Raw genomic sequence first — 20767 nt, forward strand, 5'->3', positions numbered from 1 at the left:
GACCTCGACGAGGAGGACGTCATGACGTACACCGCAGCACAGGCCGCAGCACAGACCGCGCCACGGTTCGGGACCCGCAGAAGGGCGAGGTGGGTCGCCTCTCCCGACGTCACCTCCCCCGGCCTCGCCGACCGGCCGGTGGCGGGCACGCCCGGCCGTACGGACCGGGGCACGACCGGGGTGACCCGGTGAGCGCCCCGGAAAGCGCCGACTACGTCGTCGTCGGAGCGGGCTCGGCCGGGGCGGCGCTCGCCGGGCGGCTGACCGGGAGCGGCGCGGCCTCGGTCGTCCTCCTGGAAGCGGGCGGCCGGGACCGGAAGGCGGCCGTGCACATTCCCGCTGCCTTCTCCCAGCTGTTCAGGACCGAGCTCGACTGGGACTACTCGACCGCCCCGCAGCCCGAACTCTCCGGGCGCTCCGTCTACTGGCCCCGGGGCCGGATGCTGGGCGGATCCTCCTCGATGAACGCCATGATGTGGGTGCGCGGGTTCGCGGCCGACTACGACGAGTGGGGCGACCTCTGCGGCGCCGACTGGTCGTGGAAGGGCCTGCTGCCGTACTTCCGCCGCACGGAGCGGGTCCTCGGGGCCACCGACCCGGACCACGGCCGCTCCGGCCCCATGAGCGTCGAACCGCAGCGCGACCCGAACCCGCACACGGCCGCCTTCCTCGACGCCGTCAGGGAACTCGGCCGGACCGTCGAACCCGCCAACACCGGGACGCCCGACGGGTTCTCGCAGACCATGGTGAGCCAGCGGCGCGGCGCCCGGTGCAGCACCGCCGACGGCTATCTCAAGCCGGCCCGCCGCCGCTCGAACCTGCGGGTCCTCACGGACGCGCAGGCCACCCGTGTGCTCTTCGAGGGCCGCCGCGCGATCGGCGTCGAGTACGTCACCGGGGGTGTCACGCGCACGGTGCTGGCGCGCCGCGAGGTCGTCCTGAGCGCGGGCGCGGTCAACACGCCCCAGCTGCTCATGCTGTCCGGCATCGGTGACGCCGGCCACCTGCGCGAGCGGGGCATCGAGGTGCTCGTGGACGCCCCGGAGGTCGGCGCGAACCTCACCGACCACCTCATCAGCGGCCTCGCCGTGGACGCCGCCGACGGGACCCTGTTCGCTGCCGAGCGGCCTTCGGAGCTGCTGAAGTACCTCACCCGGCGCCGGGGCATGCTCACGTCGAACATCGGCGAGGCGTACGGATTCGTCCGCAGCCGGCCCGACCTCGAACTCCCCGACATCGAGATCATCTTCGCGCCGGTGCCGTTCCTCGGCGAGGGTCTCGTCAAGGCGCCGGAACACGGTCTGACCGTGGGCGCGATCCTGCTGCGGCCCCGAAGCACCGGTTCGGTCACTCTGGCCTCCGCGGACCCCTCGGCCAAGCCGGTCATCGACCCACGCTATCTGACGGACCCTGGCGGCGCCGACCGCGCGGCCCTGCTGGCCGGGCTCGGCGTCTGCGAGGAGATCATCGGCCGGCTCACCGGCCGCGGGCTGTCCTCGGGCCGCTTCCTCATGCCTCCCGGGGCCGAGGACCTGCCACGGGACCGGCGCGACGCGCTCGCCCTGGCCGATCACTCCCACACCCTCTACCACCCTGTGGGGACGGCCCGGATGGGCCGCGACGACACCTCCGTCGTGGACCCACAGCTGCGGGTACGAGGGGTCCGGGGGCTGCGAGTGGCGGACGCCTCCATCATGCCGACGATCATCCGGGGGCACACCAACGCCCCGTCCGTCGTCATCGGGGAACGGGCCGCGGACCTGCTCGCGGCGGGCTGAGGCCGCGGCGGGCTGAGGCGTACGTCGCCGACAGCGAGGCGCAACCATCGATCACGGCCTCCCGATGCGCTGCGGGCCCGTTCGGAAAGCGATCTCCCGGAGCCCCGCCAACCGCTTCCCCGGAGCCCCGTCGACCCCTTCCGGGGACGGGCCCCTCGGAGCCTGCCGGCCGCTCCCGGTGGCGGACCCCGCAGTGCGCCGCGAACCGCTTCCGGGGACGGCCCCGCGGTGCGCGACGAACCGCTCAGGGACAGACCTCTACGTGTGCCGGAAACCGCTTCAAGGAGGGGGTGGGCCGGTGGCGACGTGCTCCGGCCGAGGGACTGTCAGGCCATCCGGGTGAAAACGGAATTGGCCGGGGCGCGGGCCTCCGGCGGGCCCTGACGATCATGCGACCGCGAACCGGGCCGGGGGGCCCACGGGGCCCCAACTCGCCTGACCAGTCAGGGAAGTTACTGGTCACATCGATTCTGCACGCGTAGCGCGTAGTGGGGCGGGTGGGACTCGAACCCACGGCCGACGGATTATGAGTCCGCTGCTCTAACCGGCTGAGCTACCGCCCCGTTACGGCGCGCCGCGCACATTTGTGCGCGCCGTCTGCCGCAGCATAGCCGCTCATACGATCTCCTGCTTCGGATGGTCGGCATCGCGCGACCATGACGACTTCGGCATGCCCTGGGCGGCTCCCGCGGACATGAAAAAGGACCCCGGAGGGCCCTCTTTCGTTGCTCTCCCGACTGGACTCGAACCAGTAACCTGCCGGTTAACAGCCGGCTGCTCTGCCAATTGAGCTACAGGAGATCGAGCTCCCCCGACTGGACTCGAACCAGTAACCTGCCGGTTAACAGCCGGCTGCTCTGCCAATTGAGCTACGGAGGATTGATCTTTGCATCGAACGTACCTACCTGGGTATTCGCCAGGAAGCGTGCGCCCGCTGCGACACATACATTAGCGCAAGCAGGGGGGTGCTCCGCCAATCGGTTCCCTCCGCACCGATGCCGACGCAAGGGAAGGGTGGCCGTCATGCGCTACCGGCTCACGTTCGTCGCCGGACTGGCCCTGGGTTACGTGCTCGGCACGCGGGCCGGGCGCGAGCGCTACGAACAGCTGAAGAAGTCCATGCGCCAGGTCGCGCAGAACCCCGCCGTGCGCAACACCGCGGAGACCGCCGCCCACCAGGGCCGCGAGATCGCGGGCAAGGCGCTGCACACCGTGAGCGAGAAGGTGGGCGACCGCGTCCCCGACTCGGTCACGGACCGGGTGCGCTCCCTGCGGGAGCGGAACGCGGGCGGCACCGGCGAGGACGACTGGGGCACCAGTAATACCTAGGGGCCGTTGGGCGCGCCGGGTCCTGTGTGACGGCCCGGCGCCGCCGAGCCCCGTCGTACGGCAGAATTTCCGCCATGGGGATAGTCGCCGGGCTGGACAGTGCGCCCGATTTCACTCGTATCGTCGTCTGCGACACGGACACGGGTGCCGTGCTGAGGCAGGGTTATGCGCCACATCCGATCGACAGCGGCGAGGGTGGCGGCCGTCCTTCCGACGTGGATCCGCAGGCCTGGCTGCTGTCCCTGGGCGAGGCCGCGGGAGGCGGGCTGCTCGAAGGCGTACAGGCCATCGGCGTGTCCGCTCAGCAGAACGCACTCGTCCCGCTGGACGCGCAGGGCAACACCGTGCGCGCCGCGATGGTCGGCGGTGACAAGCGGGCGCAGGTCGCCGCGGCCGATCTGATCGACGCGCTCGGCGGGCGCGAGGCATGGGCGCAGGCGGTGGGCAGTGTCCCGCAGGCCGCGCAGCCGGTGACCAAGCTGCGCTGGCTGAACAAGACCGAGCCCGAGGCCGCGCGGCGCACCAGCATGCTGCTGCAGGCCCACGACTGGCTCGTGTGGCAGCTCCTCGGGCGACCGGTGCGCAGGACCACGGACCGGGGCGGCGCCTCGGGGACCGGGTACTGGTCGGCGGCGACCGGCCAGTACCGGCCTGATCTCATCGACCTGGCGCTCGGCCACCAGGCCGGGCTGCCGGACGTCCTCGGCCCCTCCGAGGCCGCCGGAACCACGCCCGAGGGGCTGCTGATCTCCGCCGGGACCGGCGAGACCATGGCGGCGGCGTTCGGGCTCGGCATCGGGCTCGGCGACGCGGTGGTGTCGCTGGGCGCCTCCGGCTCCGTGATGGCCGTCCACACCGAGGCACTGGTGGACTCCACCGGCATGATCACCTCCCTGGCGGACGCGACCGGCATGCATCTTCCGGTCGTCACCACGCTCAACGCCGTACGGGCCCTGCGCGGGGCCGCCGAACTCCTCGGCGTGTCCGACCTGGAGGGACTGTCCGACCTGGCGATGAAATCGACGCCGGGCTCCCACGGACTCGTCCTGCTGCCGTATCTGGAGGGCGAGCGCACCCCGAACCTGCCGCACACGGCGGGGACGCTGGCCGGTCTGCGCCGCGAGTCGATGCGGCCCGAGCACATGGCGCGCGCGGCCTTCGAGGGCATGCTGTGCGGGCTCGCGGACGCGCTCGACGTGCTGCGCGGCCGGGGTGTCGACGTACGCCGGATATTCCTGCTCGGCCAGGCCGCCGAGCTGCCCGCCGTCCAGGCCGTGGCGCCCGCGCTGTTCGGCGCGCAGGTCGTCGTGCCGCAGCCCGCGGACTACGCGGCGCTCGGCGCGGCCCGTCAGGCGGCCTGGGCCCTCGGTGCCTCGCAGGGCACCCTCGACCCGCGGACCCCGCCCGCCTGGCAGGGTCCGGTCGCCCAGGTGCTGGAGCCCGGTGACGAACTCGCCGTGGGGCAGGCCGTACGACAGCAGTACGTCTCCGTACGCGAACAGACGCATCCGGGGGCGTTCCGGTCGTAACCCCTCCGCGGACGTACGTCCGAAGGCGGAGGCGGGCTCCTTTTTTGGACCGCACTTGGGTTAATCGGTTGAGGTAACGCAGGTGGAGTGTCGGACGATAGGGGGTGGTGCACCATCCACCGCCTGCCGATCACCTCGCCATCGACGATTCCGAGAGACCCCGCGTGCTCATACGACTCCTGCGGACCCACCTCAGTCCGTACAAGAAACCCATCGCCCTGCTGGTGCTGCTCCAGTTCCTTCAGACCTGCGCCACGCTCTACCTGCCCACCCTCAACGCGCACATCATCGACAACGGTGTCGTGAAGGGTGACACGGGTTACATCCTGTCCTTCGGCGCCCTGATGATCGGCATCTCGCTGACCCAGGTCGTCTGCAACATCGGAGCCGTGTACTACGGCGCCCGTACGGCGTCCTCGGTCGGCCGGGACATCCGCGGTGCCGTCTTCGACCGCGTCCAGTCCTTCTCCGCACGTGAGATGGGCCACTTCGGCGCGCCGTCGCTGATCACCCGCACCACCAATGACGTCCAGCAGGTGCAGATGCTCGCCCTGATGACGTTCACCCTGCTGGTGTCGGCGCCGATCATGTGTGTGGGTGGCATCATCCTGGCCCTCGGCCTGGACGTGCCGCTGTCCGCGGTGCTCGTCGCCGTGGTGCCGACCCTCGGCATCTGCGTGACGCTCATCGTGCGCCGGCTGCGCCCGCTGTTCCGCACCATGCAGGTCCGCCTGGACACCGTGAACCGGGTGCTGCGCGAGCAGATCACCGGCAACCGCGTGATCCGCGCGTTCGTGCGCGACGGCTACGAGAAGGAGCGCTTCAAGAGCGCCAACACCGACCTCACCGAGACGTCGCTGGCCACCGGCCGGATGCTGGCCCTGATGTTCCCGATCGTCATGACGGTGGTGAACCTGTCGTCCATCGCGGTCGTCTGGTTCGGCGCCCACCGCATCGACAGCGGCCAGATGCAGATCGGCGATCTGACCGCGTTCCTGGCCTACCTGATGCAGATCGTGATGTCCGTGATGATGGCCACCTTCATGTTCATGATGGTGCCGCGCGCGGAGGTCTGTGCCGAGCGCATCCAGGAGGTCCTGTCCACCGAGAGCAGCGTGGTCCCGCCCATCGCGCCCGTCCTGGAGCTGCGCCGGCACGGCCACCTGGAGATCCGCGAGGCCGGGTTCCGCTACCCGGGCGCCGAGGAGCCGGTCCTGAAGTCCGTCGACCTGGTCGCGCGCCCCGGTGAGGTGACCGCCGTCATCGGGTCGACCGGCAGCGGGAAGTCGACGCTGCTCGGCATGATCCCCCGCCTCTTCGACGCCACCGACGGTCAAGTGCTCGTCGACGGCGTGGATGTGGCGACCATCGAGCCGAAGCTGCTGGCCAGGACGGTCGGACTGGTCCCGCAGAAGCCGTACCTGTTCGCGGGGACGGTCGCCACGAACCTGCGGTACGGCAACCCGGAGGCGACCGACGAGGAGCTGTGGCACGCGCTGGAGGTGGCGCAGGCCAAGGGCTTCGTCGAACAGCTGGAGAACGGTCTCGACTCGCCGATCGCGCAGGGCGGCACGAACGTGTCCGGCGGCCAGCGTCAGCGCCTGGCCATCGCGCGCACCCTCGTGCAGCGCCCCGAGATCTATCTCTTCGACGACTCCTTCTCGGCGCTCGACTACGCGACCGACGCGGCGCTGCGCGCGGCCCTCACCGCGGAGACCGCGGAGGCGACCGTGGTGATCGTCGCCCAGCGGGTGTCGACCATCAGGGAGGCCGACCGGATCGTGGTCCTCGACGAGGGCCGGGTCGTCGGCAGCGGACGGCATCACGAACTGATGGCGGACAACGAGACCTACCGGGAGATCGTGCTCTCCCAGCTGACGGAAGCGGAGGCCGCCTGATGGCCGGGCCTATGGGGCGCATGATGGCCGGGACCGGCCCTGACCAGCGCTCGATGGATTTCAAGGTGTCGGGCCGACGGCTCCTCACCCAGTTCAAGCCCGAGCGCGCCACGCTGTACGTGATGCTGGTGACCGTCGTACTGAGCGTGGGGCTCTCGGTGGTCGGCCCGAAGATCCTCGGCAGGGCCACCGACCTGGTCTTCTCCGGGATCGTCGGACGCCAGATGCCGGCCGGGGCCACCAAGGCCCAGGCCCTCGACTCGCTGCGCGCGCACGGCAAGGGCGCCGTCGCCGACATGCTCTCGGGGACGGACTTCACCCCGGGCAAGGGCATCGACTTCACCGCCGTCGGGCACGTCCTGCTGCTGGCGCTGTGCACGTTCCTGCTGGCCGGCCTGCTGATGGCGGTGGCGACACGGCTGGTGAACCGGTCCGTCAACAGGACCGTCTACCGCATGCGCGAGGACCTGCAGGCGAAGCTGTCACGGCTGCCGCTGTCGTACTTCGACAAGCGCCAGCGCGGTGAGGTCCTCAGCCGCGCGACGAACGACATGGACAACATCCAGCAGACGCTCCAGCAGTCGATGGGCCAGCTCGTCAACTCGCTGCTGACCATCGTGGGTGTGCTCGCGATGATGTTCTGGGTGTCGCCGCTGCTCGCGCTCGTCGCGCTGGTCACGGTGCCGCTGTCGTTCGTCGTGGCCACCCGGGTCGGCAAGCGCTCGCAGCCGCACTTCGTGCAGCAGTGGCGCACCACCGGCAAGCTCAACGCCCACATCGAGGAGATGTACACCGGCCACAACCTGGTGAAGGTGTTCGGGCGGGCGGACGAGTCGGCGGCGCTGTTCGCCGAGCAGAACGACAAGCTGTACGAGGCCGGGTTCAAGGCGCAGTTCAACAGCGGTGTCATGCAGCCGCTGATGATGTTCGTGTCGAACCTGAACTATGTCCTGGTGGCCGTCGTCGGCGGTCTGCGGGTGGCCTCGGGATCGCTGTCGATCGGTGACGTGCAGGCCTTCATCCAGTACTCCCGCCAGTTCTCGATGCCGCTGACGCAGGTCGCGTCGATGGCGAACCTGGTGCAGTCGGGTGTCGCGTCGGCGGAGCGGGTCTTCGAGGTCCTCGACGCGGACGAGCAGGACGCGGACCCGAAGGTGTCGGCCCGTCCCGAGGAGCTGCGCGGGCGCGTGGCGCTGGAGAACGTCTCCTTCCGGTACGACCCGGAGAAGCCGCTCATCGAGGACCTCTCGCTGAAGGTGGAGCCGGGCCAGACGGTGGCCATCGTCGGCCCGACCGGCGCCGGCAAGACGACGCTGGTGAACCTGCTCATGCGGTTCTACGACGTCACGGGCGGCCGGATCACCCTCGACGGGGTCGATGTGGCGTCCATGTCGCGGGACGAGCTGAGGTCCGGGATAGGGATGGTGCTCCAGGACACCTGGCTGTTCGGGGGCACGATCGCCGACAACATCGCGTACGGGGCCTCGCGGGACGTCACCCGCGGGGAGATCGAGGAGGCGGCGCGCGCGGCGCACGCCGACCGGTTCGTCCGCACGCTGCCCGAGGGCTACGACACGGTGATCGACGACGAGGGATCGGGGGTCAGCGCGGGCGAGAAGCAGCTGATCACGATCGCCCGCGCGTTCCTGTCGGATCCGGTGATCCTGGTGCTCGACGAGGCGACCAGCTCCGTCGACACCCGGACCGAGGTGCTGATCCAGAAGGCGATGGCCAAGCTGGCGCACGGTCGGACGTCGTTCGTGATCGCCCACCGTCTGTCGACGATCCGGGACGCGGACACCATCCTCGTGATGGAGGACGGGTCCATCGTGGAACAGGGCGCCCACGCGGAGCTGCTGGAGTCCGGCGGAGCCTATGCCCGCCTGTACCAGGCCCAGTTCGCCCAGGCGGTCGCCGAGGTCGACTAGAGCCCGCCTCCCCTGGACCCCCGCTGAAGAGATTCAGCCCCTCCGGCGTTTGAGGAGCGGGGGTCCGGGGGCAGCGCCCCCGGAAAGGGACGGGAAGGGGCGGAGGGGGCGAAGAAAGCCATTGCCCCGGCGAGCCCCCTCAGTCCAGATAGCCCCGGAGCTGGTCGGCGAAAGCGTGGTCCCTCAGCTTGTTCAGGGTCTTGGACTCGATCTGGCGGATGCGCTCGCGCGTTACGCCGAAGATGCGGCCGATCTCCTCCAGGGTGCGCGGACGCCCGTCCGCCAGCCCGTACCGCAGCTGGACGACCTTGCGCTCCCGCTCGCCGAGCGTGGACAGCACCGCCTCCAGATGCTGCCTGAGCAGCAGGAACGCCGCGGACTCCACCGGAGACGTCGCGTCGCCGTCCTCGATGAGGTCCCCGAGGGCCACGTCGTCCTCCTCGCCCACGGGGGCGTGCAGGGACACCGGCTCCTGGGCCAGCCGCAGGACTTCGCTCACCCGCTCGCCGGTCAGGTCGAGATGGGCCGCGACCTCCTCGGGACTGGGCTCGTAGCCGCGCTCCTGGAGCATCCGCCGCTGGACGCGGACCACCCGGTTGATCAGCTCGACCACGTGCACCGGGACGCGAATGGTGCGCGCCTGGTCGGCGAGCGCGCGCGACATGGCCTGCCGGATCCACCAGGTGGCGTACGTGGAGAACTTGTAGCCGCGGGCGTAGTCGAACTTCTCGACGGCCCTGATCAGGCCGAGGTTGCCCTCCTGGACCAGGTCGAGCATGGTCAGGCCGCGACCCACGTACCGCTTGGCCACGGACACGACGAGCCGCAGGTTCGCCTCGATGAGCCGGCGCTTGGCCATCCGGCCCATGACGACGATCTTGTCCAGGTCCAGAGCGAGCTGGCTGTCCAGGTCGGGGGCGAGCCGGAGCTTCTCCTCGGCGAACAGCCCGGCCTCGACGCGGCGGGCGAGGTCGACCTCCTCGGCCGCCGTGAGCAGCGGAATCCGGCCGATCTCCCGCAGGTACTGGCGGAACAGGTCGGACGAGGGGCCGCCGGTGTCGGCGGCGCGGCTTCGGGGCGGTGCGACGGGTTCGGGGGCCTCGGCCTCGGTCTCCACTTCCACCTCTGCCCCGGGAGCCCCGGGAGCCTCGGGTGGACCTTCCGGCTCGGCCTCGGGGTGGTGCGCGGCGCGGCGCTGCGGGGGGACCGCCGCGACGACGTCGGTATCCGCGTCCGTGTCGATGGTGTTGTCGGACTGGGCGAGGGTCTGGGTCTGCACGGGGGCGACCTCCAGGAATGTCGCTGCTGAGGCGTGCGGCAGCGGTACGTCGGGGATGGGGTCGACGGCCTCGCCGCTGTCCATCCCGTAGTCGTTTGGCGGAACCGCGGGGATCGCGAACCCGTCGCGTGCGGGTCGGCCGCGCTCCGAGGACTCAGGCACCGGAACCCAGTGTGGAGTACGACACATCGCTGCCACGAGGGGCGTGCGGTGACTTTTTGCGTCCGGTCCGTGACCGCCTGGTTACTGTCCTGCACGAGTGCGCAGCTCAGCGAAGACGAAACCTGAAGAAGCGGGTACGGGATTGGCATGTGCGCCGGCCACTCCGAGCGCCCGCCCCGCCCCGGCGGTCCCACCGGTTCACCCGCGGAACATCCCCGGAACCCCGCCGTCCGGCCTCAGAGGGCTACGGCGCCCTTCTCGCGGAGCGCCTGCCCGTACTGCTGGAGAACCCACAACTCGTTCTGTACGGCGGCCAGCTGGGCCGGGTCGCCGCCCGCGCTGAGGCGGGACAGGGAGCCCTGGACGTCCAGGATGCGGCGCTCGACGGCACGGCGGCGGACCATGACGAGCTGGTCGCCCGCGTAGGTCTCGTCGACGGTCTTGCGCATGATCGCCTCGACGGCCAGCTCGGTGACCATCGCGCGCACCACGTCGTCCGGGGCGGCGTCGCGGACCCGGATCAGATACTCCTGGGGGTCCTGGATGCCGTACTCGGCGCCGCCCGCGTCCATGACCGCCTGCCGCACCGCCGCGTAGGGCGGGGCGGTGAACTCGTCCAGGCCGTACGCGTCGAACGCCGGGGCGACCAACTCGGGCCGCTGGAGGGCGAGTTTGAGCAGTTCGCGCTCGGTCGCGAAGACGGGGTTGCGCAAGGTCAGGGCCGGGCCGCCGCCGGTGGGTGCCTGGGTGACGGCGTAGGTCTGCTGGGGGCGGCCGCCGACCGGCGCGGGTCCCATGCCGCCGCGGTCGCGGGCCCAACGGGCCAGCTGGGACACCCTCTTGACGACGAACTGGGTGTCGAGGATGCCGAGCATGCCGGCGAGCTGCACGGCGACCTCGTGCTGTGCGCCGCTGTTCTTGATGCGGGCGACGATCGGGGCTGCCTCGTCGAGGGCGGCCGCGCGCCCCGCCGGGGTCTCCAGGTCGTAGCGCAGGACGATCTGGCGCAGCGCGAACTCGAAGAGCGGCGTGCGGGGTTCGACCAGGTCGGCGACGGCCGCGTCGCCCTTGGCGAGCCGCAGCTCGCAGGGGTCCATGCCGTCGGGCGCGATGGCGATGTAGGTCTCGGCGGCGAACTTCTGGTCGTCCTCGAAGGCGCGCAGGGCGGCCTTCTGGCCGGCCGCGTCGCCGTCGAAGGTGAAGATCACCCGGGCCGAGCCGTTGTCCATCAGCAGCCGGCGGAGGATCTTGATGTGGTCGCCGCCGAACGCCGTGCCGCAGGTCGCGATGGCCGTGGTGATGCCGGCCAGGTGGCAGGCCATCACGTCGGTGTAGCCCTCGACGACGACCGCCCGGCTGCTCTTGGCGATGTCCTTCTTGGCGAGGTCGATGCCGTACAGGACCTGCGACTTCTTGTAGATCGCGGTGTCGGGCGTGTTCAGGTACTTCGGGCCGTTGTCGGACTCGTACAGCTTGCGGGCGCCGAAGCCGACGACCTCGCCGCCGATGTCGCGGATCGGCCACATGAGGCGGCCGCGGAAGCGGTCGATGGGGCCGCGCCGGCCCTCCTGGGAGAGGCCGGAGAGGACCAGCTCCTTGTCGGTGAAGCCCTTGCCGCGCAGATGGCGGGTGAGGTGGTCCCAGCCCTGAGGGCTGTAGCCGACACCGAAGTGGGCGGCGGCCGCCTGGTCGAAGCCGCGCTCGGCGAGGAACGTGCGGCCCGTGTCGGCCTCGGGGCTGGTGTCGAGCTGCTCGATGTAGAACTTGGCGGCCGCGTTGTGCGCCTCGACCAGGCGGATGCGCTCGCCGCGCTGGTGGGCGGGGTTGTACCCGCCCTCCTCGTAGCGCAGCGTGATGCCGGCCTGGGCGGCCAGGCGCTCGACCGACTCGGAGAAGGTGAGGTGGTCGACCTTCATCACGAACGTGATGGTGTCGCCGCCTTCCTGGCAGCCGAAGCAGTGGAAGAGTCCCTTGCTGGGGCTGACCTGGAAGGACGGTGACTTCTCGTCGTGGAAGGGGCAGAGACCCTTGAGGTTTCCGCCGCCCGCGTTGCGCAGCTGGAGGTACTCGGACACCACGGCGTCGATCGGGACCGCGTCCCGAACAGCCTTCACGTCCTCGTCATTGATCCTGCCTGCCACGTGGTGATTCTACGGGGCCGCACCGACACTCCCGGGGCGGGTGAACGACCACCGGCCGGGGTCCGGGGGCGCGCCCCGGAAATCCCCGGCACGGGGCCGGTGCGGGAGCCGGGCGACGCGTCGGGGACGGGGCCCGGCTCCGCCGGTCACGGGGTCAGGTTCTCCAGCGGAACGTGCGGGTCGGCGAGCGCGTCGGTGTCCACCCGGGCCCGGGAGCGGATGAGCTGCTGGATCGGCTCCGTGACATCCCACACGTTCACATTCATCCCGGCCAGCAGTCTCCCCTCCTTCACCCAGAAGGCGATGAACTCCCGCTTGCCCGCGTCGCCGCGGATCACCACCTGGTCGTACGACCCCGGGGGCGCCCAGCCCGAGTACTCGAGACCCACGTCGTACTGGTCGGAGAAGAAGTAGGGCACGCGGTCGTACGCCGTCCCGCGGCCCAGCATCGAGCGGGCGGCGGCCGGTCCGCCGTTGAGGGCGTTGGCCCAGTGCTCGACGCGCAGCCGGGTGTCGAAGAGGCTGTGGTGGAAGGAGGCCACGTCACCGGCGGCGTACACATCGGGGTCGGAGGTGCGCAGCTGGTCGTCGACCGCGATGCCGCCGCCGTGCGCGCGCTCGGCCATCGTCAGGCCGGCGGCCTCGGCGAGACCGGTGCGCGGAGCGGCGCCGATGGCCGCGAGGACGTCGTGGGCGGGATGCTCGTCGCCGTCGTCGGTGCGGGCGGCCAGCACCATGCCGTCCTGGCCGACGATCTCGGTGAGCTGGGCCCCGAAGTGGAAGCGGACGCCGTGCTCGCGGTGCAGTTCGGCGAAGAGCTGGCCCAGCTCGGGGCCGAGCACGTTGTGCAGGGGGGTCGCCGCGGGTTCGACGACGGTGACCTCGGCGCCGTACTCGCGGGCCGCGGCGGCGACCTCCAGGCCGATCCAGCCTGCGCCGGCGATGACGAGGTGTCCGTTGTCCCGGCCCAGGGCGGCGAGGACGCCCTTGAGCCGCTCGGCGTGGGCGAGGCGGCGCAGGTGGTGCACGCCGGCCAGTTCGGTGCCCGGGATGTCGAGACGGCGCGGCTCGGCACCGGTCACGATGAGCAGCTTGTCGTAGTGGACGAGGGTGCCGTCGTCGCCGAAACGGACGGTCTTGGCCGCGCGGTCGATCGCGTCGACGGTCTGGCCGAGGTGCAGCTCGATGTCGTTCTGCGCGTACCACGCGGGTTCGTGCACGAAGACGCTGTCGCGCTCCTCCTTGCCGAGGAGGTAGCCCTTGGACAGCGGGGGGCGTTCGTAGGGGTGGTCGCGTTCGTCGCAGATCAGTATCACGCGGCCGGTGAAGCCCTCCGCTCGGAGCGTCTCGGCCGCCTTGGCGCCTGCCAGGCCTCCTCCGACGATGACGAATGTCTGATCCGCGTCGACCACTTGATGCCTCCTCGTAAGGATGTCGCCATATGCGAGCGTCCCGCACGGAGCGTGATGCGGGAAGGGGGAGTGGCCCGATCGGGCCACTCAGGGTCACACTGTCCGCCCCATCTTTCTCCATGCGTGGGAATCCCGGCCTTCGGCCGGGCGGGAACGCATCCTGAGTGCCGGAGCCGCGAAGCGGCGTAGTACGCTTCGCATCTGCCTCCGGCAGCGGTCAGGGCTTGGCCGTCATGAAACTCCTTGGAGTCGAGTGAGAAGCCCCCTCGTTTACGAGGGGGAGGAGTCACGGGAGCGCGTGGTGAGCCTGAGGTGCAGGGAACGCGCCGAGGCATCCGTGAGGGATGCGATCTGGTCGACGATCACTCGCTTGCGGGCGCGGTCGTCGGCCGCGTGGTCGAACAGCGCCCGGAACTGCGGATCCAGTATCCCGGGGGCGCGGGCGGTGAGCGCCTCGGCGAGCTCGGCGACGACGATCCGCTGGTCGGCGCGGAGCCGCTCCTGCTCGGCGCGCTGCATCACGTACCGGTCGGCGACCGCCTTCAGGACGGCGCACTCGTGCCGGGCGTCTCTCGGGACGACCAGTTCCGCCGCGTACCGGGTGAGACGTCCACTGCCGTACCTCGCGCGGGTGGCGCCCTCGGCGGCCAGGCAGAAGCGGCCGATGAGCTGGCTGGTGGCGTCCTTCAGCCGGGCCTGCGCGACGGCCGATCCGTCGTACCCGTGCGGCCACCACTCCTGGCCGAGGAGCCGGTCGAGGGCCTCGGACAGCTCGGCCGGATCGGTGTCGTCGGGCACGTACCGCCCGATGGCGACGGCGAAGATCTCCTGGCGTTCCGGGCCGGAGTGCAGGCTGGCGGTGTCGATGTGGCCGGCGTGCAGGCCGTCCTCGACGTCGTGCACCGAGTAGGCCACGTCGTCGGACCAGTCCATCACCTGGGCCTCGAAACACGTACGCGAACCGGGGGCGCCCTTGCGGATCCAGTCGAAGACCGGCCGGTCGTCCTCGTAGACCCCGAATTTCGGCGACTTCGGGTCGGTGGGACGGGCGCCTCTCGGCCAGGGGTACTTGGTGGCGGCGTCGAGGGCGGCGCGGGTGAGGTTGAGGCCGACGCTGACGAGGTCGTCGTCCGCCGCGGCGGAGGCCGAGGTCACCATGTCGCTGCGCACGAAGCGCTTGGGCTCGATCCGGGTGAGCAGGCGCAGCGACTGGGCGTTGCCCTCGAATCCGCCGCAGTCCTCAGCGAATTCGTTGAGTGCCTGTTCGCCGTTGTGTCCGAAGGGCGGGTGGCCCAGGTCGTGCGAGAGGCAGGCCGCCTCGACCAGGTCCGGGTCGCAGCCGAGGGCGGCGCCCAGCTCGCGGCCCACCTGGGCGCACTCCAGGGAGTGGGTCAGCCGCGTCCGCGGACTGGCGTCCCACACCTGGATGGGCGCGCCGCCCGATCCGGCGGGGCCGAGCACCTGCGGAAGGGTGCCGGGGGTGACGACCTGGGTCTTGCCCGCGAGGCGTCGCAGGGCCGCGGAGTGCAGCACGCGCGCGCGGTCGCGCTGGAAGGCGGTGCGGCCGGGGCGTTTGTCGGGCTCGACGGCCCAGCGCTCGACGGCCGACACGTCGTACTCGTGGGGAGCCGTGTGGTTCTCGTACGTCTGTGGTGTCTGCGGTGCCTGTGATGTCTGGGGTGCTGCGTCTTCGGTCTTCGGTGCCATGCCTTCCATGTAGTGACAGTAGACGCAGGCAATGACAATCGGGACGCCGTCGCCGACGGCGCGGTGTCAGGCGCGGGAGGAAACGTCGGGTTCAGGCCGGGACCAGGGTGCGCTCCGGGGCGGACTCGGGGGCCGCGACGGCCTGGTCGTAGCGGTGCAGGACCAGGCGGGCCATCGCCGGGTGGTCGCCGAGCGGTTCGGCGCAGATCCAGGGGGCGGCCTCGGCGCTCTGCGTGGCGAAGCGCCCGGGAGCGGTGAAGTACGAGGCGACGGCGATCCGGTGGCGGCCCCGGGCGGCGAGGGAGCGCACGGCGGCGGGGACGTTGGGCGCGGCCGCGGAGGCGTAGGCGGGTACGACCGGGACGCCGAGGCGTTCGGCGAGCAGTTGGGCGGTGCGGCGGGTGTCGGCGGCCGAGTCCGGGGCACGGGACCCGGCGGACGCGAGGACGACGGCGCTCGCGCGGCGGGCCGAGTCGCTCATCCTGGTACGCCATCCGGCCTCGACGAGGCGGGCGTAGAGGGTTTCCACGAGCAGCGGGTGCGGGCCGAGCGGGGCGGCGACGCGGGTGTGCAGACCGGGGACGGCGGCGGCGGTTTCGGGGATGTCGCGCCGGACGTGATAGCCGCGGCCGAGCAGCAGCGGTACGAGGACGGCGTCCTCCTTGCCGGCCAGGGAGGCGAGTGTGTCGCGGAGCCGGGGCTCGTTCAGCTCGATGTGGCCGAGGCGCACGGACAGGTGCGGGCGCAGCTCGCGGACGCGTTCGATCAGGGTGCGTACGGTGGCGAGCGCGCGCGGGTCGCGGCTGCCGTGGGCGGTCAGGACCAGCGCGGGCGGTGCCGGACGGCGGGTGCCGTCGAGCGAGACGAGGCTGAGCTGGCTGCCGAGCTGGCCGGCGATCCGGTTCATGAGTTGCGCCGTACTGTCGAGCGGGCCTTCGAGATGGGCGCCGCGGGGCGGCGGGCCGCCGAGGCGGTGGGAGGACGCGTCGCGAGCGGGGTTCGAGGCCGTCATGGGTCGATCCTGGCGGTAGGAGGTTGCCGGGCCGTTGCGTGGGTATGTCGGGTGTTTGCCGTCGGCTCACCGGGCGGCTGCGGCACGGTGTGAGCGGCTCCCACCTGCGACTCCTTCCTGCCGGGTGCCCGGAGGCGGTGGCCGCGGGCGAACCGAACGGCCTTACGATGCGTCCTCATGTGACGAGCCGAGAACCGAAGCGGAATCGGCTGCGGAGGCCGGACCCGGCCGACGCGAGCACCGCCGCATGTGACGGCCGGCCCCGCGCCGCCGCGCGTGACGACACCTGGGGGACATCGATCATGCCGCGCCTGCCGCGCCCGAGCGTTCGCGGAACACGTCCGCGCCTTCTACGACGTCTGCTGCATCTGCTGCGTACGCGCAAGGGGCAACGGCGGGCCGTACAGGCGCTGATGGTCCTGTGTGTGCTGGCGCTGCTCCCGGCGACCTGGCTGTACGTGGCGACGGGCGACCGGCTGCGGACGACGGCGGACACCCCCCGCACCGAGGTCGCGATCGTCTTCGGCGCGGGGCTGTGGAAGGGCGAGCCGTCCCCGTATCTCGCCCACCGCCTGGACGCCGCCGCGAAGCTGTACCGGGCCGGCCGGATCGAGGTCGTCCTCGTCACCGGCGACAACAGCCGCAAGGATTACGACGAGCCCGACGCGATGCGTTCCTATCTCACCGCGCACGGGGTGCCCGAGCGACGGATCGTCAGCGACTACGCCGGCTTCGACACCTGGGACTCCTGTGTCCGGGCCCGCAAGATCTTCGGTGTCCACGAGGCCGTCCTGATCAGCCAGGGCTTCCACATCCGCCGTGCTCTCGCCCTGTGCCAGGCGGCGGGCGTCCGCTCGTACGGCATCGGCGTCGCCGCCAAGCACGACGCCACCTGGTACTACGGCGGCACCCGGGAGATCTTCGCGGCGGGCAAGGCGGCGCTGGACGCGCTGTTCGAGCCGGATCCGCGTTTCCTGGGCCCGAAGGAGCACGGGGTGACCCGGGCACTGGCGGCGGCCCGCTAGAGGCCCGGTACCGAGCGGTGTGCCGGACGCGGCGAACGGTCAGTGCCCGCTCGGGTCCTCCGGCTCGGGCTGCTCGACGGACCTGGGGGCCCGGGTCGAGCCGGAACCGGAGCCGGAGTGCCTGCCCGGCCCGGGGTCTGCGGAGCAGGAGCTGAGCCCGATACCCAGGGCGGCACCGACGGCCGCCCCGCTGAGCGCGAGGACACGTCGTCTGGTCAGGTCGCGGTCGGTCATGGCCGGACCCTAGAGGCGGGGACGCCCACGACACCGGGGGCACACGGGACGGCCACCCGCACGGGTGCACCCGGCACGGCGGGCACCCCCGGCCCGCCGGAACACCCTCGCGCGCCGCCCCGGACACTCGCGGGCGCCCTCCCGGGCTCGGCTCAGCCGAGCCGGTGCGCCGGGGTGTCCCGCCCGTCGCCGTGCCAGTCCCCGTTCTCGATCGGCTTGCCGTCGGCCCGCAGGCGGGACGCGATCGCGGGTGCGGCGACGTACACCCAGGCCCGTACGACCGTGATGCCGTCAGCTCGCACGGCGTCGCGCGCGACCCGTTCGTAGAGGTTGCGCGGATCGCCCGGCGTGTACTCCTCCAACTCGTCGAGAGCCGCGAGGAGTTCCTCGTACGTCTCGGGTCGCGCGGTCACGAGTTCGCCGCTCACCACGCCGCCGGGTTCCTCTACGGCGTACGGGTATCCGGGCCCCTCGTACAGCGCGAGCCCGCGCATCCGCCCCGGTTCCTCGGACCGGGTCCGGCCGCGCAGGAACAGGTCGTGGTTGTGCTCGCCAGGGCGCAGGGTGCCGTAGACGAAGAAGGGCGGTACCGCTTCGCCGAAGGGGCTCGGGCGACTCAAGGGGCCGTCTCCTCTTCCAGCCAGCGCAGGTAGTCCGGGCTTCCCGCGACGACCGGGGTCGCGATGATCTCGGGTGTGTCGTAGTCGTGGGCGTCCAGGAGATACGCCTCCAGCGCCGGGTAGCGCGCCGCGGTCGTCTTGAACTGGATCCGCCACTCGGAGGCGGTCTGCACGGCACCCTCCCAGCGGTAGACGGAGGTGACCGGCCCAGAGATCTGCGCACAGGCCGCGACGCGCGCCGCCACCGCGCCACGGGCCAGCGCCGCGGCCTTGTCCGCCGCGTCCATCGTGGTCAGGACGGTCAGGCAGGCCGGCAATTCCATGAGCGCCTCCATTCGTGAGGGTACGGAAACGATTCTCGCCGCATCCCGCACGCACCTGGCAGGCCCTATGGACATGACATGTCATGCACCTTTAACTCTGAGTCAGCTTTCCAGCGCCTCCCCCCATGCACCTCTCCCCACTCGCCTCTGCCCCGCGCATGCCCCTCTCCCCCACGCGCCCTCCCCAAGGCACCTTTCCAAGGAGACCGATGAGTCGAATACGGCACATCCGAGGTTCCTCTCTCGCCACCGCCGGAGCGGCCGTGACCACGGCCACCCTGCTGGCCGCCGCGCTCGCCCCCAGCGCGAGCGCCGACACCAGGCCGATCACCCGGGCCACCGCGATCGAGAACGCGGTCTCGGCGCTGGCGGCCCACGCCACGAATCTGGGCCTCACCTCCGCGCAGCACACCTCCGTCCGGGACGTCGTCGTCGACAAGGACGGCACCCAGCATGTGCGCTACGACCAGACGTACCGTCAACTCCCGGTACTGGGCGGCGACTTCGTGGTCCACCTGGCCCCGAACGGTGCGTACCGCGGCGCCGACCCCGCGACGAAGAAGGCCATTTCGCTGACCAGCGTCACCCCCGCGCTGTCCGGCGCGAAGGCGGCCGGTCTTGCAGTGGACGCGCTGCGCGCCGCCAACCCGGGCAAGTCGCTGAGGAAGGTGACGGCGAAGCCGCGGCTGATCGTCGACGCCCTGCACGGGGCTCCGAGGCTCGCCTGGCGCACCGACGCGGTGGCCCAGGACACACTCGGCAACCCGGTCGCCCGCACGGTCCTGACCGACGCCCGGACCGGCGCGCGGATCGACGCGTGGGACAGCGTCGAGACGGCGACGGGCGACGGCAACTCGTTCTACAGCGGCACGGTTCCGCTGGAGACGACGCCCTCCGGATCGACGTACCAGCTGAAGGACCCGACACGCGGGAACACGTACACGGGCGACGCGGCGAACAAGACGGACCTGTGCGTCTTCGGGATCTGCATCAGCCGGGCGCCCGCGACGCTCTTCACCGACGCGGACAACCACTGGGGCACGGGCGCGACTTCGGACCGCTCGTCCGCGGCGGTGGACGCCCAGTACGGCACCAACGAGACCTGGGACTACTACAAGAACGTCCACGGCAGGAACGGCATCGCGGGCGACGGCAAGGGGTCGTACAACCGCGTGCACTACGGCAACAACTACAACAACGCCTTCTGGGACGACAGTTGCTTCTGCATGACGTACGGGGACGGGGACGGCTCGACGTTCGGGCCGCTGGTCGCGCTGGACGTCGCCGGGCACGAGATGTCGCACGGCGTGACCTCCAAGACGGCCGCACTGACGTACTCGGGCGAGTCCGGCGGCCTGAACGAGGCCACCTCCGACATTTTCGGCACCATGGTGGAGTGGTACGCGAACAACGCCTCGGACCCCGGTGACTACCTGATCGGCGAGAAGATCGTCCGCTCCGGATTCGGCAAGCCCGCCCTCCGCTTCATGGACAAGCCCTCCAAGGACGGCAACTCGGCCGACTGCTGGAGCAGTTCGGTCGGCAACCTCGACGTCCACTACTCCTCCGGCGTCGCCAACCACTTCGCCTACCTGCTCTCGGAGGGCAGCGGGGCGAAGACCGTGAACGGCGTCGCCTACGACTCCCCGACCTGCAACGGCGCCTCGGTCACCGGCATCGGCCACGACAAGGTCGGCAAGATCTGGTACCGCGCGCTGACGGTCTACATGACCTCGTCGACGAACTACGCGGGCGCGCGCACCGCCACGCTGAACGCGGCCAAGGATCTGTACGGAGCGGGCAGCGCCGAGTACAACGCCGTGGCGGCGGCCTGGTCGGCGGTCTCCGTGGGCTGACCGGCACCGGACACCCTTCGGTCCCGGATGCCCCAGAGGTCACGGGAGCTCCCCGGCCTGTGACGGTCTCCGGCTCGGACGCTCTCCGGCTCGGACGCTCTCCGGTCGCCGTGGGCAGGCGCCGTCAGGTTCGCCTGCCCACGGCTTGTCCGGAGCATGTCCGCCCCGGGCGGGTCCTAGTCCCCCTCCGCAGGCCGGTATGCACGCACATCCACGCCCGTTCCGCCGGTGACGGTGGAAACGGGTTCGCACAGGCGCTTCGCGGCCGGAGTTCGCCGACCGGGCCGCCGGCTCGGCCCAGCCCTCGAACGGCGGACGAGCGGGTCCGGGTCACCCATTCACACCCCCGGCCTCTCGGCCTTCGGGTTCTCTTGTGCGGTGCGCCGGGCACACACCGGTGACCTGCCGGAATGCCGAGACCCCTCCCTCTTCCGGCGTCCCGCCCTACACCCGTTCACATCATTTCTGACGTTCCATCAGGGAGCGGGGGCGGGCATGTGCCACTTACCTCGGAAGGGCAGGGGTACGACCGAC

16 protein-coding genes and 3 tRNA genes are annotated in these 20767 nt (G+C 71.1%); 8 read left to right on the forward strand and 11 right to left on the reverse strand.

Annotation, left to right across the window (positions count from 1 at the left end; all coding sequences use genetic code 11):
- Positions 1-21: 21 nt before the first annotated feature.
- Together ACFYR3_RS13165 and ACFYR3_RS13170 are read left to right on the forward strand one after the other, a co-directional pair.
- Positions 22-192, forward strand: coding sequence for a hypothetical protein (locus ACFYR3_RS13165; protein ID WP_355858119.1), 171 nt, complete (start codon positions 22-24; stop codon positions 190-192).
- On the forward strand, positions 189-1778 hold the full coding sequence (locus ACFYR3_RS13170) for a GMC family oxidoreductase (RefSeq protein ID WP_389282844.1): 1590 nt from the start codon (positions 189-191) through the stop codon (positions 1776-1778). The genes ACFYR3_RS13165 and ACFYR3_RS13170 overlap by 4 nt, the downstream gene beginning before the upstream one ends.
- Before the next feature lie 489 nt (positions 1779-2267).
- Here ACFYR3_RS13170 and ACFYR3_RS13175 read toward each other — a convergent pair.
- The 3 genes from ACFYR3_RS13175 to ACFYR3_RS13185 all read right to left on the reverse strand — a co-directional run bounded on the left by ACFYR3_RS13175 (position 2268) and on the right by ACFYR3_RS13185 (position 2657).
- Positions 2268-2341 (reverse strand) — tRNA-Ile (locus ACFYR3_RS13175).
- A 165-nt stretch (positions 2342-2506) separates the two neighbouring features.
- Positions 2507-2579: transfer RNA gene (locus ACFYR3_RS13180), tRNA-Asn, on the reverse strand.
- Between the two features lie 5 nt (positions 2580-2584).
- A tRNA-Asn gene (locus ACFYR3_RS13185) sits at positions 2585-2657 on the reverse strand.
- Positions 2658-2801: 144 nt separating this feature from the next.
- Here ACFYR3_RS13185 and ACFYR3_RS13190 point away from each other — a divergent pair.
- The 4 genes from ACFYR3_RS13190 (at position 2802) to ACFYR3_RS13205 (ending at position 8462) form a co-directional block, all read left to right on the forward strand.
- Positions 2802-3107 (forward strand): YtxH domain-containing protein, encoded by a 306-nt coding sequence (locus tag ACFYR3_RS13190; protein ID WP_328555695.1) that lies wholly within the window; start codon positions 2802-2804, stop codon positions 3105-3107.
- A 74-nt stretch (positions 3108-3181) separates the two neighbouring features.
- Complete coding sequence (locus ACFYR3_RS13195) at positions 3182-4636, forward strand: FGGY family carbohydrate kinase (protein WP_355858125.1); 1455 nt, start codon at positions 3182-3184, stop codon at positions 4634-4636.
- A 164-nt stretch (positions 4637-4800) separates the two neighbouring features.
- Positions 4801-6534 (forward strand): ABC transporter ATP-binding protein, encoded by a 1734-nt coding sequence (locus ACFYR3_RS13200; RefSeq protein WP_355858128.1) that lies wholly within the window; start codon positions 4801-4803, stop codon positions 6532-6534.
- Positions 6534-8462 carry an ABC transporter ATP-binding protein gene (locus tag ACFYR3_RS13205; protein ID WP_355858130.1) on the forward strand — a complete coding sequence of 643 codons (1929 nt, stop codon included), beginning with the start codon at positions 6534-6536 and terminating at the stop codon, positions 8460-8462. Before ACFYR3_RS13200 ends, ACFYR3_RS13205 begins: the two co-directional genes overlap by 1 nt.
- 139 nt (positions 8463-8601) lie before the next feature.
- Here the strand turns inward: ACFYR3_RS13205 and ACFYR3_RS13210 are convergent, their stop codons facing one another.
- From ACFYR3_RS13210 to ACFYR3_RS13230, 5 genes are all read right to left on the reverse strand, one after another.
- Positions 8602-9903, reverse strand: coding sequence for an RNA polymerase sigma factor (locus ACFYR3_RS13210; RefSeq protein WP_355858133.1), 1302 nt, complete (start codon positions 9901-9903; stop codon positions 8602-8604).
- A gap of 236 nt (positions 9904-10139) precedes the next feature.
- Positions 10140-12044, reverse strand: a complete 1905-nt coding sequence (gene dnaG / locus ACFYR3_RS13215) for a DNA primase (RefSeq protein ID WP_389282847.1) — start codon at positions 12042-12044, stop codon at positions 10140-10142.
- A 146-nt stretch (positions 12045-12190) separates the two neighbouring features.
- Entirely contained in the window at positions 12191-13456 is a 1266-nt protein-coding gene (locus ACFYR3_RS13220) for an NAD(P)/FAD-dependent oxidoreductase (RefSeq protein WP_389282849.1), read from the reverse strand.
- 270 nt (positions 13457-13726) lie between these two features.
- Positions 13727-15172 carry a deoxyguanosinetriphosphate triphosphohydrolase gene (locus ACFYR3_RS13225; protein ID WP_355845475.1) on the reverse strand — a complete coding sequence of 482 codons (1446 nt, stop codon included), beginning with the start codon at positions 15170-15172 and terminating at the stop codon, positions 13727-13729.
- An 82-nt stretch (positions 15173-15254) separates the two neighbouring features.
- On the reverse strand, positions 15255-16070 hold the full coding sequence (locus tag ACFYR3_RS13230) for a sirohydrochlorin chelatase (RefSeq protein WP_389283000.1): 816 nt from the start codon (positions 16068-16070) through the stop codon (positions 15255-15257).
- A 407-nt stretch (positions 16071-16477) separates the two neighbouring features.
- Between ACFYR3_RS13230 and ACFYR3_RS13235 the strand changes: the two genes are divergently transcribed.
- The gene (locus ACFYR3_RS13235) at positions 16478-17200 is read left to right on the forward strand and encodes a vancomycin high temperature exclusion protein (protein WP_389282852.1); all 723 of its coding nucleotides are present in this window, start codon (positions 16478-16480) and stop codon (positions 17198-17200) included.
- Positions 17201-17239: 39 nt separating this feature from the next.
- On the opposite strand, the gene ACFYR3_RS13240 is transcribed toward ACFYR3_RS13235, so the two are convergent.
- The 3 genes from ACFYR3_RS13240 to cutA all read right to left on the reverse strand — a co-directional run bounded on the left by ACFYR3_RS13240 (position 17240) and on the right by cutA (position 18377).
- Positions 17240-17434 (reverse strand): twin-arginine translocation signal domain-containing protein, encoded by a 195-nt coding sequence (locus ACFYR3_RS13240; protein ID WP_355845478.1) that lies wholly within the window; start codon positions 17432-17434, stop codon positions 17240-17242.
- Positions 17435-17586: 152 nt separating this feature from the next.
- Positions 17587-18054 carry a gamma-glutamylcyclotransferase family protein gene (locus tag ACFYR3_RS13245; RefSeq protein ID WP_389282854.1) on the reverse strand — a complete coding sequence of 156 codons (468 nt, stop codon included), beginning with the start codon at positions 18052-18054 and terminating at the stop codon, positions 17587-17589.
- The gene (gene cutA, locus ACFYR3_RS13250; RefSeq protein WP_355845484.1) at positions 18051-18377 is read right to left on the reverse strand and encodes a divalent-cation tolerance protein CutA; all 327 of its coding nucleotides are present in this window, start codon (positions 18375-18377) and stop codon (positions 18051-18053) included. The genes ACFYR3_RS13245 and cutA overlap by 4 nt, the downstream gene beginning before the upstream one ends.
- 209 nt (positions 18378-18586) lie before the next feature.
- On the opposite strand from cutA, the gene ACFYR3_RS13255 reads away from it, so the two are divergent.
- Complete coding sequence (locus ACFYR3_RS13255; protein ID WP_389282856.1) at positions 18587-20233, forward strand: M4 family metallopeptidase; 1647 nt, start codon at positions 18587-18589, stop codon at positions 20231-20233.
- The last annotated feature ends 534 nt before the right edge of the window (positions 20234-20767 follow it).

The sequence above is a fragment of the Streptomyces sp. NPDC005784 genome (assembly GCF_042871525.1).
Taxonomy (GTDB): Bacteria; Actinomycetota; Actinomycetes; order Streptomycetales; family Streptomycetaceae; genus Streptomyces.

Bases quoted from the DNA above. Each gene is read 5' to 3' on its own strand.
- ACFYR3_RS13165 (WP_355858119.1), top strand. From the start codon at position 22: ATGACGTACACCGCAGCACAGGCCGCAGCACAGACCGCGCCACGGTTC.
- ACFYR3_RS13190 (WP_328555695.1), top strand. From the start codon at position 2,802: ATGCGCTACCGGCTCACGTTCGTCGCCGGACTGGCCCTGGGTTACGTG.
- ACFYR3_RS13195 (WP_355858125.1), top strand. From the start codon at position 3,182: ATGGGGATAGTCGCCGGGCTGGACAGTGCGCCCGATTTCACTCGTATC.
- ACFYR3_RS13205 (WP_355858130.1), top strand. From the start codon at position 6,534: ATGGCCGGGCCTATGGGGCGCATGATGGCCGGGACCGGCCCTGACCAG.
- ACFYR3_RS13225 (WP_355845475.1), bottom strand. From the start codon at position 15,172: ATGGAAGGCATGGCACCGAAGACCGAAGACGCAGCACCCCAGACATCA.
- ACFYR3_RS13230 (WP_389283000.1), bottom strand. From the start codon at position 16,070: ATGAACCGGATCGCCGGCCAGCTCGGCAGCCAGCTCAGCCTCGTCTCG.
- ACFYR3_RS13235 (WP_389282852.1), top strand. From the start codon at position 16,478: ATGCCGCGCCTGCCGCGCCCGAGCGTTCGCGGAACACGTCCGCGCCTT.
- ACFYR3_RS13240 (WP_355845478.1), bottom strand. From the start codon at position 17,434: ATGACCGACCGCGACCTGACCAGACGACGTGTCCTCGCGCTCAGCGGG.
- cutA (WP_355845484.1), bottom strand. From the start codon at position 18,377: ATGGAATTGCCGGCCTGCCTGACCGTCCTGACCACGATGGACGCGGCG.
- ACFYR3_RS13255 (WP_389282856.1), top strand. From the start codon at position 18,587: ATGAGTCGAATACGGCACATCCGAGGTTCCTCTCTCGCCACCGCCGGA.